Raw genomic sequence first — 14,876 nt, forward strand, 5'->3', positions numbered from 1 at the left:
CTTGCCAGCATTCTGGAATCAGTCAAGTTAGGGCGTGTCTCAGTGTGAGACGGCCCGCAACGTCACCCGGACGGGTGGGGCGCACCCCGGGCGGGAGCGCCCGGCGGCGTCGGCGAGGATGGGGCGCAGCGCGCCGGTGCGCCCGCCGGGAACCGTCACCGCGGGGTACCCGGACGCGCACGACGCCAACACCCACCAGGAGGCGGGAGGCCACGTGCAGGAGGCTGCGCCGACCGGCCCGGGGCGGATCACCGTCGAGGGCCTGGGCAAGACGTTCGGCCCGGTCGAGGCCGTGCGGGACCTGTCGTTCACCGTCGAGCCGGGCTCGGTCACCGGGTTCCTCGGCCCGAACGGCTCGGGCAAGACCACGACGCTGCGGATGATCCTCGGCCTGGTCGTCCCGACGACCGGGCGCGCGCTGATCGACGGCGTCCCGTTCTCCGGGCTGGAGTCACCGGGCCGCGTCGTCGGGGCGGTGCTCGAGGTGCAGGGCGGGCATCCGCGCCGCACCGCGCGGGCACACCTGCGGGCGCTGGCCGCCGCGGTCGACGTGCCGGACACCCGCGTCGAGGAGGTCCTCGGCCTGGTCGGGCTGACCGACGCCGCGAACCGCCACGTCGGCGGGTTCTCGCTCGGCATGCACCAGCGGCTCGCGCTGGCCGCGGCGCTGCTCGGCGACCCGCAGATCCTGGTGCTCGACGAGCCGGGCAACGGCCTGGACCCGGACGGCATCGCCTGGCTGCGGTCGTTCCTGCAGGCCTTCGCGGCGTCCGGGCGCAGCGTGCTCGTGTCCTCGCACCAGCTGGCGGAGATGGAGCTGACCGCGCAGCGCCTGGTCGTCATCGACCGCGGGCGGTGCCGCTACGACGGCACGGTCGCCGACCTGCGCGAGGGCCAGGGCGGTCGGGTGCTGGTGCGCCCGTCGGACCCGGAGAAGCTGGCCGGGGCGCTGGTCGCGGCCGGGCTGAGCGAGGTCGACGCCGTCGACGACGGGTGGCTGGCCGTGTCCGGTGCCGACGCGGTGCGGGTCGGTGACCTCGCGCTCGACGCCGGCGTCGCCGTGCACGGCATGACCGAGGAACGGGTCGGGCTGGAGCAGATGTTCCTGCGCCTGCTGTCCGGGGAGGAGGCGCGATGAGCGCACCGATGACACCGGTGACGACGAGCGCGCGGCTCGGCCCGGCGAGCCGCTGGACCGCGGTCCTGCGGGCCGAGGTCCGCCGCACGCTGTCGGTGAAGCTGTGGTGGCTGCTGCTGGTCCCGGTGGTCCTGCTGGCGATGGCGATGAGCCTGTTCGGCGGGCTGCTGTCGCTGATGGTGCCCGCCGCCACCGACACCTCGGCGCTGCTGCTGCTCGGCGGGGAGGCGTCCACGATGACCGCGACGGCGATCGTCGCGGCCGCGTTCGGGGCGCTGCTCTCGGCGGGGGAGTACCGGCACCGGACGATCACCCAGTCGTTCCTGACCGGGGCCCGGCACCAGGTGCTGGGGGCGAAGGTGGCCGTCGCGGCCGTCGTCGGCGGGTTGTACGGGCTGGTCGTCGCGATCGTCGGGCCACTGGTCGGCGGCGCGTTGTTCGCCGGCCAGCAGCTGCCGTCGACCGGGGCGCTGGCCGGGATCGGTGCGCTCGGGATCGTGGTGTGTGCGCTGTGGGGCGTGCTCGGCGTCGTGATCGGGACGCTGGTGCCGAACCAGGCCGGGGCGGTCGCGCTGACCGTCGGGTACCTGCTGATCGGGGAGAACCTGCTGGCCGCGGCGCTGCGGGTCGGGTCCAGCCGCGGGGGCGACCCGTCGTTCCTGGCGACGCTGACGCCGTACCTGCCGGGCAACGCCGGGGACCTCGCGCTCTGGCAGGCCCCGGTCGACGCCGCGGGCGAGGGCGCGGACGCGCGCTCGGTGTTGGAGTTCATGGTCGGCGTCAGCGCCCCGCCGCCGGGCTGGGTGTCGATGCTGGTGCTCGTGGCCTGGACGGTCGTCGGGGTCGCTGCTGCCGCGTACGTCGGCGGGCGGCGCGACATCACCTGAGCCGCGTATTCCCGGGAGTGGGCGGGATCCCGGCTCCGGGCGAACTGTCGGTGCCCGGGCATAGCCTGGATCCGTGCCCCGTTCCCGACCCGCTCCCACCACCACCGCACCCGCTCCGCCCGGCTGGATCCGCAGGCTGGCGCGCGCCTGCCTGCGCCACCGCGGCGTGACCGTCGGCGCGCTCGTCGCGTCGATGCTCGGGGTCGGGCTGGAGGCGCTCGGCCCGCTGCTGGTGCGCGAGGGCGTGAACGGCGCCGTCGGCGGCGACCGGTCCGTGCTGGTCCCGGTCGTGGCCGGGCTGCTGGTGCTGGGGGTGCTGAAGTTCGCCGGTGCCTTCGTGCGGCGTTACCTGGGCGGGCGGATGGCGCTCGACGTGCAGCACGACCTGCGCCGGGCGGTGCTCGCCGCGGTGCAGCGGATGGACGGCGTGCGCCAGGACCGGCTGCGCACCGGGCAGGTCGCCTCGCGGGCGATCTCGGACCTGCAGCTGGTGCAGGGCTTCCTCGCGATGGTGCCGCTGTCGGCGGGCACCGTCGTGCTGCTGGTGGTCGCGGTGGCGGCGATGCTGTGGCTGTCGCCGCTGCTCACGGTGGTCGCGCTGGTCATGCTGCCGCTGGCGTTCTTCGCGACGCGGCAGGTGCGCAGCAGGCTGTTCCCGGCCACCTGGTCGGCGCAGCAGCGGGCCGCGGAGATCGCCCAGCAGGTCGAGGAGACCGTCACCGGCGTGCGCGTCGTGAAGGGGTTCGGGCAGGAGTCCCGCGAGGTCGCCTCGATGGAGAGCCGGGCGCGGCGGCTCTACGGCGAGCGGCTGCGCGCCGCGGCGCTGACCGCCCGGCTGAACCCGGCGCTGCTCGCGCTGCCCGGCCTCGGGCAGGTCGCGGTGATCGGCGTCGGCGGCCTGATGGCGGCGAACGGCTCGATCGACATCGGCACGTTCCTGGCCTTCACCGCCTACGTCGGGATGCTCGTCGGGCCGGCCCGGCTGATCGGCGCGCTGGTGGTGACCGGGCAGCTGACCCGGGCCGCCGCCGAGCGGGTCACCGAGATCGTCGACGCCGAGCCGGAGATCGTGGACCCGGCGCACCCGCGCGTGCTGCCCGCCGGGCCGCTCGGCGTCGAGCTCGACGACGTGCGGTTCGGCTACGACGCGGGGTTCGGCGGCGACGTGGGGTTCGGCGATGACGAGGCCTCCGGTACCGGCTCCGGGGAGGCTCCGGCACTGGACGGGCTGTCGCTGCGCGTCGCGCCCGGTGAGACGGTCGCGCTGGTCGGGCCGCCCGGCTCGGGCAAGTCCACGGTCGCGCTGCTGCTCCCGCGGTTCTACGACCCGCAGTCCGGTGCGCTGCGCCTGGGCGGGATCGACCTGCGCGAGCTGCGGCTGCACGACCTGCGTGCCGAGCTGGGGGTGGTGTTCGAGGAGGCGTTCCTGTTCAGCGACACCATCCGCAACAACATCGCCTACGGCCGTCCCGACGCCACCGACGACGAGGTGCTCGCCGCCGCCGAGGCCGCGCAGGTCGCGTCGTTCGTGGCGGACCTGCCCGAGGGCTACGACACCGAGGTCGGTGAGCGCGGGCTGACCCTGTCCGGCGGGCAGCGGCAGCGGATCGCGCTGGCCCGCGCCATGCTCACCCGCCCGAGGGTGCTGGTGCTCGACGACGCGACCTCCGCCGTCGACACCGCCACCGAGGCGGCGATCCACGACACGCTGCACGAGCTGACCGCGAGCGACGAGCGGACGACGCTGCTGGTCGCCCACCGGCGCTCCACGCTGGCTCTGGCCGACCGGATCGCGGTGCTCGACGCGGGGCGGGTCGTCGATGTCGGCACGGAGGACGAGCTGCGCGGGCGGTGTCCGCTGTTCCGGGACCTGCTGGCGACCGGTCCGGCCGACCGGGTCGGCGCCGCGCCGGCCGAGGAACGGGGCACGGCCCCGGCAGCCGGAGCCCGGGGCACGGCCGGTCCGGCCGAGGTGCCCGTTCCGGACACCTGCACGGTCGACGGCGGTGGTGTCACGCCCGCGCTGTGGCCCGAGCCTGCCGGGCCGGCCGACGCCGACCGCGGCCGCACGTCGGCCGCCGGTGGCGGGCCGAACGCCTGGGCCGGTGGCGTCGGTGCCACCCCCGAGCTGATCGCTGCGGTCGACGCGCTGCCCGAGCCCACCGAGACCCCGCGGCTGCAGGGGGCGGGCCACCCCGCAGGCAGCTCCCCTCCCGCGAAGACCGGCTCCGCAGGCACCGACCCCGCAGGAACCGACCCGCGGTTCCGGCTGTCCTCGTTGCTGCGCCCGGTGCGCGCGATGCTGCTGCTCGGGATCGCGCTGATGGTCCTCGACGCGCTCGCCACCCTGGCTCTGCCGAGCATCGCCCGGTTCGCGGTCGACGCCGGCATCGTCGGCGCCGCACCGCGGGTGCTGGCGGTCGCCGCGGTCGCCGGGCTGCTGATCGTGCTGGCCGACGCCCTCGTCGTCGGGTTCCAGACGCTGGTCACCGCGCGGGCCGGGGAGAGCCTGCTCTACCTGCTGCGGCTGCGCAGCTACGCCCACCTGCAGCGCCTCGGCCTGGACTACTACGAGCGCGAGCTGTCCGGCCGGATCATGACCCGGATGACGACCGACGTGGACGCCATGTCCACGTTCCTGCAGACGGGGCTGGCCCAGGCGGTCGTGTCGGTGCTGACGATCGGCGGCGTCGCCGTCGCGCTGGTGGTCACCGACGCCGAGCTGGCGCTGGTCGCGCTCGGCTGGCTGATCCCGCTGCTGGCGCTCGCGACGCTGGCGTTCCGCAGGTTCTCCTCGCGCGCCTACGCCGACGCACGGGAGAAGGTGTCGGTGGTCAACGCCGACCTGCAGGAGAACGTCACCGGGGTCCGCGTCGCACAGGCCTACGTCCGCGAGGAGCGCAGTGCCCGCCGCTTCCGGGAGCGCTCGGACGCCTACCGCCGCGCCCGGCTGCGCGCACAGACCTGCATCGCCGTGTACTTCCCGTTCGTGGCGCTGCTGTCCGACGTCGCGTCGGCGGTGGTGCTGGGGGTCGGCACGTACCGGATCCTCGCGGGGGACCTCACGCCCGGCGTGCTGACCGCGTTCCTGCTGTACCTGACGCTGTTCTTCGGCCCGGTGCAGCAGCTGTCCCAGGTGTTCGACGGCTACCAGCAGGCCCGGGTGGGCCTGGACCGGATCTCGGACCTGCTGCGCACCCCGACGTCGGTGCCCGACCACCCGTCGGACCCGGTGGCGGTACCGGCCCGGCTGCGCGGCGACGTCGAGCTCGACCACGTGTCGTTCCGCTACTCCGGCGCCGGCGCCGCCGCCCTCGACGACGTGTCGCTGCGCGTCCCGGCCGGGGAGACCGTCGCGCTGGTCGGCGCCACCGGCGCCGGGAAGTCCACGCTGATCAAGCTCCTGGCCCGGTTCTACGACGCCGGCGAGGGCGGCGTCCGCGTCGACGGCGTCGACGTGCGGCGCTACCCGCTGGAGGGCTACCGGTCCCGGCTCGGTGTCGTCCCGCAGGAGGCACACCTGTTCACCGGCGACGTCGCCTCCAACATCGCCTACGGCCGCCCGGACGCGCCGCCGGAGCGGATCGAGGCCGCCGCCCGTGCGGTCGGGGCGCTGGATCTGGTGCGCTCGCTGCCCGCCGGGTTCCGGACATCGGTCGGTGAGCGCGGCCAGGGCCTCTCGGCCGGTCAGCGGCAGCTCGTGGCGCTGGCCCGCGCCGAGCTCGTCGACCCGGACCTGCTGATCCTCGACGAGGCCACCGCGGCGCTGGACCCGGCGACCGAGGCGACCGTGCTGGAGGCGGGGGAGAAGGTGGCACAGCGGCGGACGTCGTTCGTCGTCGCGCACCGGCTGCAGACCGCCCGGCGGGCGGACCGGATCGTCCTGCTGGCCGGGGGCCGGATCGTCGAGGAGGGCACCCACGACGAGCTGATGCGTGCCGGTGGGCGTTACGCGGCGCTGTGGGAGGCGGGCGAGCTGGCTCCGGAGCCGGACAGCCCGCTGACGCCCCAGGGCTGAGCTGAGCCCGGCGCCCGGGGCGACGGGAAGAGCCCGGGCGCCGGGACGACTCGGGCGAGGCGCCGGGACGGCGTCAGGCGAGCAGGCGTTCCACCCGGGCGGCGACGGCGCCGCGGCGCGGGTCGTCCGGGTCGAGCAGCTCCAGCAGCTTCTCGTGCGCCTCGAGGTCGTCGGCACCGAGCGGGTGCCCGGTGAAGCGGTGCAGCAGCCCGGCGTCGCCGGAGGCGAGCACGGCGTGCCGCAGCCCGGCGGTCAGCTCGTCGCGCAGCTCGCGTACGGCCGGGGCCTCGGAGCGGGGCAGCAGCTCGCCGTGGCAGGCGTCGAGCGCGTCGGCGGTGCGGCCCTCGCGCAGCGCGTCGCGGACCTGCAGGAAGTCGGCGTCGGGCACGGCGGCGAGCCGGTAGGGGCGGGTCTGCAGCAGCTCGGTGCCGAGCGAGGACCGCAGCCGGTGGATCTCGCCGCGCACCGTGGTGGGGTTGCCCTCGTCGCCGTAGAGCATGAGCGTGAGCTGCTCGCCGGACAGGCCGTCCGGGTGCAGCGCGAGCGCGGTGAGGATCTCCGCCGGGCGCAGGGTCGCGGCGGCCTCCTCGCCGTCGACGGTGATCCGGGGCCCGGCGCCGCCGGTGAACCGCAGGCCCAGCGTGGTCGCGCCTGCGGAGGCGACGACGCGCCCGCGGCGCCGCGACGGTGGCACCAGCAGGTAGCCCTCGCCGAGCTCCTCGACGGCCATCTCGCGGCCGTCGCCGAGGTCGACCCGGTCGCTGCCCGCGACCAGCCGGATCCGCTCGGGGAACCGGCCGTAGGGCTCGCTGGCGATCACCCGCCCGGACGGCGACAGCAGAGCGCTCTCCACGCCGCGCAGCTTCGCCAGGTGCGGCATGTTCTTCACCCGCAGCCGCTCGTCGGCGATGGCCAGGCGCACGCGCAGCTGGTTCTCCGCGAGGTGCGCGGTCGCGGTGACCAGCTGCACCAGCGCCGGGTGCACGGTGTGCAGCGGCCCGGAGATGTCGATGGCGCCGATCGTGTCGCCGGTGTCCGGGTCGTGCACCGGGGCCGCGACACAGGTCCAGTCGTGGAAGGTCCGCACCAGGTGCTCGGCGGAGTGGATGCGCACCGGCTCGTCGACGGCCAGCGCGGTGCCCATCGCGTTGGTGCCGATGGCGTCCTCGCTCCAGCGGGTGCCCTCCATCAGGCCGACGTCGTCGGCGGAGTGCAGCAGGCCGTGCGCGCCGTCGCGCCAGAGGATGTGCCCGTCGGCGTCGGTGACGAGCATGACGTGCATGGCCTCGTCGGCGATGCTCACCAGGGTGGTGCGCAGCAGCGGCAGCACCCCGTGCAGCGGGTGGTCCTCGCGGATCGAGGTGACCTCGTCGGCGTCGTAGACGACCGGGGGCAGCCGGCTCTCCGGGTCGATCCGGGCGGCGAGGCTGCGCTGCCAGGAGTCCGACACCACCGAGCGAGGAGAGCCGGTCCGCCCGCCGGAGCCGAGGTCGTCGTCGTAGATGCGGCGCAGGCGTACGGAGTCCGCGACGAGCTCGTCGGCGGACGGCGATCCTTCGGCATCGAACATGAACGCCTCCGTCCCACGGCCCGGGCGCCCACAGCCCGGGCGCCCGGCCCTGGTCGTCTCCGGCCCCGCACCGTCGCGGGGTGTCCTCGCCCGGAGCCACCCGGGCCCTGGGGCACGGGAAGTGTCCCGGGCCGCCGGCCCCGTGCCGTCACGGGTCCACCACCCGGGGTCACCGGGGCCTCCGATCATACGCACGCGGAGCGCAACGTGCGGGCAACGTCACGATTCCTACGGTGCCACCGGATCGCCACGGCGGCGGTCGGCCGCTACACCCTCCGGAGGACAGCGATGACGCTCGAAGCCGTTCGTCAGGCGACGACCACACCGCGCACCTCGGGGTCGTCCCCCTCGGCCCGGGGATCCGACGGGGCCGACGTCGTACGGCGGGCGGCCCGGGTCCTGGTCGTGGACTCCGAGCCGGTCGTGCGGCACGGGCTGCGCGCGCTGCTCACCGCGGAGCCGGACCTCGCGCCGGCCGGTGAGGCCGCCTCCCCGCGCGACGCGCTGATGGCCGCCGAGCGCACCCGCCCGGACGTGATCGTCGTCGACATCGAGTTCGCCCGCGACGACCGGCCCGGCACCGACCTGGTCCGGGCGCTGCTGGAGCGCTGTCGCGGCGCCAGGATCCTCGTGCTGACCGGCTGCCGCGACCGCGAGTCGATGATGCGCACCGTCCGCCTCGGGGTGCACGGCTACCTGCGCAAGGGTGCGGACACCACCGAGATCGTCCGTGCCGTGCGCGCCGTGCTGCGCGGCGAGGGCGTGTTCGACCCGGGCACCGGGGCCGCGGGACCGCTGCAGGTCCTGCGCGAGCCGGACCCCGCCCCGGCCGCGGCGACCGCCGACCTCTGCAAGACCTCGCTGCTGACCGACCGGGAGAACCAGGTGCTGCGGCTGCTCGCGGTGGGCCTGTCGAACCGGGAGATCGGCACCCGGCTGCGGATCTCCGAGGCCACCGTGAAGTTCCACGTGCGGAACCTGCGCGACAAGCTCGAGGTCCGCCGTCGTACCGAGATCGTCTACACCGCCGCGCGGCAGGGCATCGTCTAGCCCTCGCGACACCGGCCCGCCGGGCCGGGGTGCGGAAGTGGTCCCGCCCCGGTCCGTGCCCCTCCCTGATCGACGGCACCGATCCACGCCCCGTGATCCACCGCCCGTGATCCACGCGGTCTGCACCTCGTTCACCTGAGGGCCATGTTCTCCTCACCCGTACGGAGGACAGGGCTGATGGGATGCGCTGAACCGGACACACCGAGCGAACCGCTCACCCGGCGCGTACCCACCACAGGAGGACGACCGTGGCCCCGTGCTGCCCCGACCAGGCCCCCGGCGAGACCGGGACACCCACCCTCACCCTGCTCGACCGCGTCCGCGGCTCCCACGCCCGGCAGGGGCTGACCTGTCGCTACAAGTGCGGCGACGCGTGCGCGAAGCCGGAACCGAACCCGTCGTCGAACGGGTACTTCGGTGACGTCCTGCAGTCGGTGCTCGACCGGCGGGGCGTGCTGCGCGCCGGTGCCGTGCTGGGCCTGACCGCCGGTGCGGCGTCGCTGCCCGCGACCGCCGCCGCGGCGCCCGCACACCCGCTCGGTGCCGACGCCGCCGCTCCGGCGGCGCCCGGGAAGCCGGGGACCCCGCCGCGGGGCCTGCGCTACGAGACCGTCGCCCCGAACCTCGACGACGCCGTGCGCGTCCCGCGCGGCTACGCGGACAACGTCGTCGTCCGCTGGGGTGACCCGCTCTTCCCGGACGCCCCCGAGTTCGACTACGACAAGCAGACCGCGGCCGCGCAGGAGCGCCAGTTCGGCTACAACAACGACTTCTGCGGCCTGCTGCCGCTCGGCCGCGACCGCTGGATCATGTACTCCAACAACGAGTACACGATCGAGCCGCTGATGTTCCGCGGCTACGACGAGGACGCCCCGACCGACGAGCAGATCCGCATCGGCATGGCCGCACACGGCGGCAGCCTCGTCGAGGTGCGGCGCGACCCGCGCAGCGGCGAGCTGCACCACGACCGCGCCGGGAAGCTCAACCGGCGGATCACCGCCACCACCGAGTTCACCCTGGCCGGGCCGGCCGCCGGGTCGGAGTTCGTGAAGACGAGTGCCGACCCGGACGGGCGCACCGTGCGGGGCATGGTCGGCAACTGCTCCGGCGGCGTGACGCCGTGGGGCACGTTCCTGTCCGGCGAGGAGAACTTCAACGGCTACTTCGCCTCCGGCGCGATCGACGCCCGCGCGAAGCGCTACGGCTTCGAGGAGGGCCCGTCCGAACGCAAGTGGGAGCGGCTGGACCCCCGCTGGGACCGGGCGAAGGAGCCGAACGAGGGGAACCGGTTCGGCTACGTCGTGGAGATCGACCCGATGAACCCGTCGGCGCGGCCGGTGAAGCACACCGCGCTCGGCCGGTTCAAGCACGAGGGCGCCACCATCCGGCTCACCCGCGACGGCCGCCCGGTCGTCTACCTCGGCGACGACGAGCGCTTCGACTACGTCTACAAGTTCGTGTCCGACAAGGCGATGAAGAAGGGGAACAGCCGGGCGGCCCGCGAGCACAACGCCACGCTGCTCGACTCCGGCACGCTCTACGTCGCCACGTTCACCGGCGACAGCCCCGCCGCGGAGATCACCGGGGACGGGAAGCTGCCGCGCGACGGGCAGTTCGACGGCGGCGGGGTGTGGAAGCCCCTGGCGTCGACGACGAAGTCCCACGTGCCGGGGATGAGCGTCGCCGAGGTCTTCGTGTTCACCCGCGAGGCGGCGGACAAGGTCGGCGCGACCAAGATGGACCGGCCGGAGGACATCGAGCCGAACCCGCGGACCGGCACCGTCTACATCGCCTGCACCAACAACTCCGACCGCGGCAAGGCGGGCAAGGCCGGCGCGGACGAGGCGAACCCGCGCAACGCGAACAAGCACGGCCACGTCATCGAGCTGACCGAGCGCGGCCACGACCCGGCGTCGACCCGGTTCGGCTGGGACATCCTGCTGGTCTGCGGCGCGCCCGACGACCCGTCGACCTACTTCGGTGGCTACGACAAGTCACAGGTCAGCCCGATCACCTCGCCGGACAACCTGGCGTTCGACTGCTACGGCAACCTGTGGATCGCCACCGACTCCACCCAGGCCCTGAAGATCAACGACGGGCTCTACGGCGTCGTGCTCGACGGCCCGCAGCGCGGCTCGACGCGGCTGTTCGCCAGCGTGCCGCTCGGCTCGGAGTGCTGCGGCCCGGTCGTCGAGGAGACGTTCGTGCTGGTGTCGGTGCAGCACCCGGGCGACGTCGACGGCGCGTCGGCGGACCAGCCGGCGTCGCACTGGCCGGACGGCGGTGCGTCCCAGCCGCGGCCGGCGGTCGTCGCGATCCGGCACGTGCCCGACGGCCGACCCGCCCGGATCGGCGTCTGAGGCCCCGCCCACGGCGATGATCAGCACGCTTCCGCACCGGACGGCGCGGAAGCGTGCTGATCAACCGTCCGGGATCAGGGGTTGCGGTGCCGGCCCGCGGCGGGCGCCGTACCCGCCGCTGCTCCGGCCGGTACCGAGCCTGCGGAGACGGCACCGGACCCGGCTGCGTCGTTCCCGGTGGTCCCGGAGCCGTTCATGCCCTGCGCCTGCTCGGCGACCTCCCGGGTCACGCACGGCCACGCGGCACTGACTCCGGTGGCGTCCCGGCACTCCGTGCAGAAACCCTGCGCGTCGGGCACGTGCTCGTTCAGGGTCCGCTCGAGCAGATCGGGCATCTCGGACAGGATGTTCGCGAGCGCCAAGACTCCACACCTCCAGGTCGATTCCGCGGCACGCTAGTAGCGGGCCTCACCGTGAGTCACCGGGGGTCCCCACCGGGGCGGACGGGCCGACGCCCGGACAGCGGGCCCGTGACCTGCACGAGAACCGCTCGACGCAGCGTGACGGCGATCGGCCACCGGTGCGCCTGGCGCGGTGACAGGTCGCCGTCGCGATCTCGTCAGCTCTCCGGGATCTCGCGGGCGATCTCGTCCAGCCACAGCGTCGCCGACATGTCCGACGGCGCCCGCCAGTCCCCGCGTGGGGACAGCGCGCCACCGGCGGAGACTTTCGGCCCGTTCGGCAGCGCGGACCGCTTGAACTGGGCGAACTGGAAGAACCGCTTCGCGAAGACCTGCAGCCAGTGGCGGATCTCGGCCGGGGAGTAGGCAGGGCGCTCGTCGTCGGGGAAGCCGGGCTGCCAGGCGCCGGCGTCGGCATCGGACCAGGCGTGCCCGGCGAGGAACGCGATCCGCGACGGGCGGAAGCCGTAGCGCAGCGTGTACCAGAGGGTGAAGTCCTGCAGCGCGTACGGGCCGACGGTGGCCTGGCTGGACTGGACCTCGGCCGTGCCGTCCGAGGGCACCAGCTCCGGGGTGATCTCGGTGTCGAGCACGGAGCGCAACACCGAGGAGACGTCGTCGTCGAACTGGTGCGAAGAGATCACCCAGCGGATGAGGTGCTGCATCAGCGTCTTCGGGACACCGCCGTTGACGTTGTAATGCGACATCTGGTCGCCGACGCCGTAGGTCGACCAGCCGAGCGCGATCTCCGACAGGTCGCCGGTGCCGAGCACGATCCCGCCGTGCAGGTTCGCCAGCCGGAACAGGTAGTCGGTGCGCAGCCCGGCCTGGACGTTCTCGAAGGTCACGTCGTAGACGGGCTCGCCGCGCCCGAACGGGTGGCCGATCCCGGTGAGCATCGTGCGCGCGGTGCCGGTGATGTCGATCGTCGCGAAGCTGACGCCCAGCGCCTCGGACAGTGCGACGGCGTTGCCGCGGGTGTGATCCGACGTGGCGAACCCCGGCATCGTGTACGCCAGGATGTCGGTGCGCGGGCGGCCCATCCGGTCCATCGCCCGGGCCGCGACGATCAGCGCGTGCGTGGAGTCCAGCCCGCCGGACACCCCGATGACGACCTTCGGCTGCCCGATCGCGCGCAGCCGCTGCTCCAGCCCGGCCACCTGGATCGAGTAGGCCTCGTAGCAGTCCTGCTCCAGGCGCTCCGGGTCGGCGGGCACGAACGGGAAGCGCTCGACGGTGCGGCGCAGCCCCAGGTCCCCGCCGGGTGGGTCGAGCCGGAAGGAGATCGTCCGGAAGCCGTCGGTGCGGGCGGCGTGCGTCCGCCGGTTGTCGTCGAACGTGCCCTGCCGTCGGCGCTCGGCGACCAGCAGGTCCAGGTCGACGTCGGCGACGGCGCGGCGCGCACCCTGCGGGAACCGGTCGGACTCGGCGAGCAGCGTGCCCACCTCGTAGATCATGGTCTGGCCGTCCCATGCGACGTCGGTGGTCGACTCGCCCTCGCCGGCGGCGGCGTAGACGTAGGCGGCCAGGCAGCGCGCGGACTGCGAGCGGCACAGCAGTCGCCGCTCGTCGGCGCGGCCCACGGTGATCGGCGATCCCGAGGCGTTGACCAGCACCGTCGCCCCCGCCAGCGCGGCCTCCGACGACGGCGGCACCGGCACCCAGAAGTCCTCGCAGACCTCGGCGTGCAGCACGAAGCCGGGCAGGTCGGTCGCGGCGAACAGCAGGTCGGTGCCGAACGGGTACGCGGTGCCGCCGAGGGTGATCGTGGCGTCGCGGACGTCGTCGCCCGCGGCGATCTGGCGGTGCTCGTAGAACTCCCGGTAGGTCGGCAGGTACGACTTCGGCGCGACTCCGAGGACCGCGCCGCGGTGCAGGACGACGACGCAGTTGTGGATCCGGTTGCGGTGCCGCAGCGGTGCCCCGACCACCAGCACCGGCAGCAGGTCCGCGGTCGCCTCGGCCAGCGCGAGCAGCTCGGTCTCGACGGCGTCGAGCAGTGTGTCCTGCAGCAGGACGTCCTCGATCGAGTAGCCCGACAGCGTCAGCTCGGGGAACACGACCAGCCCGACGCCGTCGTCGTGGCAGGCGCGCGCGGTCTCGAGTACCGCGGCGGCGTTCGCGGCCGGGTCGGCGAGCGTGGTGTGCAGCGTCGCCGCGGCCGTCCGCAGGAAACGCTGCCGGTACAGGGAACGGAAGTCCACGGCGATCATTCTGACCGACGGGACGGTGCCACGGCCGGATCGGTGCTGCGGCGCTACGGATCCGGGCGCGGCAGTACCCGCGGCGCGACCGGTGGGCCCGGCACGAGCCGCGTCCCGGCGGGTGGCGGCGCGGGCGGCGCCAGCGGCGGCGGGAGGTGGCGGCCCAGCCACGCGACCAGGTCGGGCAGCTGGGCGCGGACGGCGTTCTGGTTGTGCCCGCCGCCGGGGTAGACGTGCTCGTCGAGGGTGACCGGCGGGCCCGCGGCGGCATGCAGCCGGGCCAGCGCGGCGCGCTCGTCGGGCTCGTCGGCACCGGCCGTGGCGAGCACCGCCAGCGGTGCGGGGTGGTCACGCAGCAGCACCGAGGCGTCGTTCGCGGCGGCCAGGTCCTGGCGGCCGGCGAACAGCTCACCGGTGACGACGTCGTCGGGGGTGCGGTCGTAGCCGCTCTGGCTGACCGCGGCGCCGTAGGTCTCCGGGTGGCGCAGCGCCAGGTCCAGCGCGCAGTAGCCTCCCGACGACCACCCGGCGAGCGCGGTGGCGGTCCGGTCGTCGCGCAGCCGCAGCAGCGCACGCGCCCGGTCCAGGACGTCGCCGGACAGGTAGGTGTCGTCGGCCGGGCCGTGCTCGGCGTCGACGCACTCCTGGTCGTGGCCGAACCGCGGCTCGCCGTTGATGTCCGGGACGATGAGTACGACCGGCGGGATGCGGTGTGCGGCGATGGCGGCGTCGAGCACGTCGGGCACCCGGAACAGGGCCGCGACCTCGCGCGGCTCGCCGGGGAATCCGGGCAGCCACTCGACGACCGGGAACCGCCACGCCGGATGCTCGGTGTAGCCGGCGGGCAGGTAGACGTCGGCGTCGCGGGTGATGCCCGAGCGCGGCCCGTCGATCGTGAGGTGCAGCGTCGAGCCGAGGCCCTGCGCGGAGCGCTGCGCGACCAGCGGCAGCGTCCCGGCGAGCCCGGCGCCGTCCGGGCCGATGTCGGCCACCGAGCCCTCGCCCGGGTTCGGCGAGGACCCGACCAGCGACCCGACGGTCGGGAAGAACCCGCCGAGCAGGTTCGCGCCGGTGAAGCAGGCCGCCAGCACCGACAGCACCGCGACGACACCGGTGACCGGCCGCGTCCACCGCCGGTCCCAGCACCAGCCGACCGCCGCGACCGCGAGGACGGCGACGACCGCGGGCACGACCACCGCGGCGGCGACGTCGAGCCGCAGCTGCGACGCGTGGATCACGGCGCCACCG

9 protein-coding genes are annotated in these 14,876 nt (G+C 74.5%); 5 read left to right on the forward strand and 4 right to left on the reverse strand.

Annotated features, from left to right (window positions below; translation table 11 throughout):
* Positions 1 to 34 precede the first annotated feature (34 nt).
* The 3 genes from ACLE50_RS04495 to ACLE50_RS04505 all read left to right on the forward strand — a co-directional run bounded on the left by ACLE50_RS04495 (position 35) and on the right by ACLE50_RS04505 (position 6,043).
* Positions 35 to 1,138: an ATP-binding cassette domain-containing protein gene (locus tag ACLE50_RS04495; RefSeq protein WP_410942048.1), complete on the forward strand. Its 1,104-nt coding sequence runs from the start codon at positions 35 to 37 to the stop codon at positions 1,136 to 1,138.
* The gene (locus ACLE50_RS04500; RefSeq protein ID WP_410942049.1) at positions 1,135 to 2,025 is read left to right on the forward strand and encodes a hypothetical protein; all 891 of its coding nucleotides are present in this window, start codon (positions 1,135 to 1,137) and stop codon (positions 2,023 to 2,025) included. Before ACLE50_RS04495 ends, ACLE50_RS04500 begins: the two co-directional genes overlap by 4 nt.
* A 73-nt stretch (positions 2,026 to 2,098) precedes the next feature.
* On the forward strand, positions 2,099 to 6,043 hold the full coding sequence (locus ACLE50_RS04505) for an ABC transporter ATP-binding protein (protein ID WP_410942050.1): 3,945 nt from the start codon (positions 2,099 to 2,101) through the stop codon (positions 6,041 to 6,043).
* Between the two features lie 73 nt (positions 6,044 to 6,116).
* Here ACLE50_RS04505 and ACLE50_RS04510 read toward each other — a convergent pair whose 3' ends face one another.
* Positions 6,117 to 7,613: a GAF domain-containing protein gene (locus tag ACLE50_RS04510; RefSeq protein ID WP_410942051.1), complete on the reverse strand. Its 1,497-nt coding sequence runs from the start codon at positions 7,611 to 7,613 to the stop codon at positions 6,117 to 6,119.
* A 288-nt stretch (positions 7,614 to 7,901) separates the two neighbouring features.
* Here ACLE50_RS04510 and ACLE50_RS04515 point away from each other — a divergent pair, with 288 nt between their 5' ends.
* Both ACLE50_RS04515 and ACLE50_RS04520 read left to right on the forward strand, forming a co-directional pair.
* Entirely contained in the window at positions 7,902 to 8,663 is a 762-nt protein-coding gene (locus ACLE50_RS04515) for a LuxR C-terminal-related transcriptional regulator (protein ID WP_410942052.1), read from the forward strand.
* 305 nt (positions 8,664 to 8,968) lie between these two features.
* Positions 8,969 to 11,023: a PhoX family protein gene (locus tag ACLE50_RS04520; RefSeq protein WP_410942273.1), complete on the forward strand. Its 2,055-nt coding sequence runs from the start codon at positions 8,969 to 8,971 to the stop codon at positions 11,021 to 11,023.
* 74 nt (positions 11,024 to 11,097) lie between these two features.
* On the opposite strand, the gene ACLE50_RS04525 is transcribed toward ACLE50_RS04520, so the two are convergent.
* The 3 genes from ACLE50_RS04525 to ACLE50_RS04535 all read right to left on the reverse strand — a co-directional run bounded on the left by ACLE50_RS04525 (position 11,098) and on the right by ACLE50_RS04535 (position 14,866).
* Complete coding sequence (locus ACLE50_RS04525; protein ID WP_410942053.1) at positions 11,098 to 11,385, reverse strand: hypothetical protein; 288 nt, start codon at positions 11,383 to 11,385, stop codon at positions 11,098 to 11,100.
* A gap of 197 nt (positions 11,386 to 11,582) precedes the next feature.
* Positions 11,583 to 13,637: an NAD(+) synthase gene (locus tag ACLE50_RS04530; RefSeq protein WP_410942054.1), complete on the reverse strand. Its 2,055-nt coding sequence runs from the start codon at positions 13,635 to 13,637 to the stop codon at positions 11,583 to 11,585.
* A gap of 44 nt (positions 13,638 to 13,681) precedes the next feature.
* Positions 13,682 to 14,866: an alpha/beta hydrolase gene (locus tag ACLE50_RS04535; RefSeq protein ID WP_410942055.1), complete on the reverse strand. Its 1,185-nt coding sequence runs from the start codon at positions 14,864 to 14,866 to the stop codon at positions 13,682 to 13,684.
* Positions 14,867 to 14,876 lie beyond the last annotated feature (10 nt).

The sequence above is a fragment of the Pseudonocardia phyllosphaerae genome (genome assembly GCF_046546475.1).
GTDB lineage: Bacteria > Actinomycetota > Actinomycetes > Mycobacteriales > Pseudonocardiaceae > Pseudonocardia > Pseudonocardia phyllosphaerae.

Coding starts and splice junctions, on each gene's coding strand:
- ACLE50_RS04500 (WP_410942049.1), top strand. CDS start 1,135: ATGAGCGCACCGATGACACCGGTGACGACGAGCGCGCGGCTCGGCCCG.
- ACLE50_RS04510 (WP_410942051.1), bottom strand. CDS start 7,613: ATGTTCGATGCCGAAGGATCGCCGTCCGCCGACGAGCTCGTCGCGGAC.
- ACLE50_RS04515 (WP_410942052.1), top strand. CDS start 7,902: ATGACGCTCGAAGCCGTTCGTCAGGCGACGACCACACCGCGCACCTCG.
- ACLE50_RS04530 (WP_410942054.1), bottom strand. CDS start 13,637: ATGATCGCCGTGGACTTCCGTTCCCTGTACCGGCAGCGTTTCCTGCGG.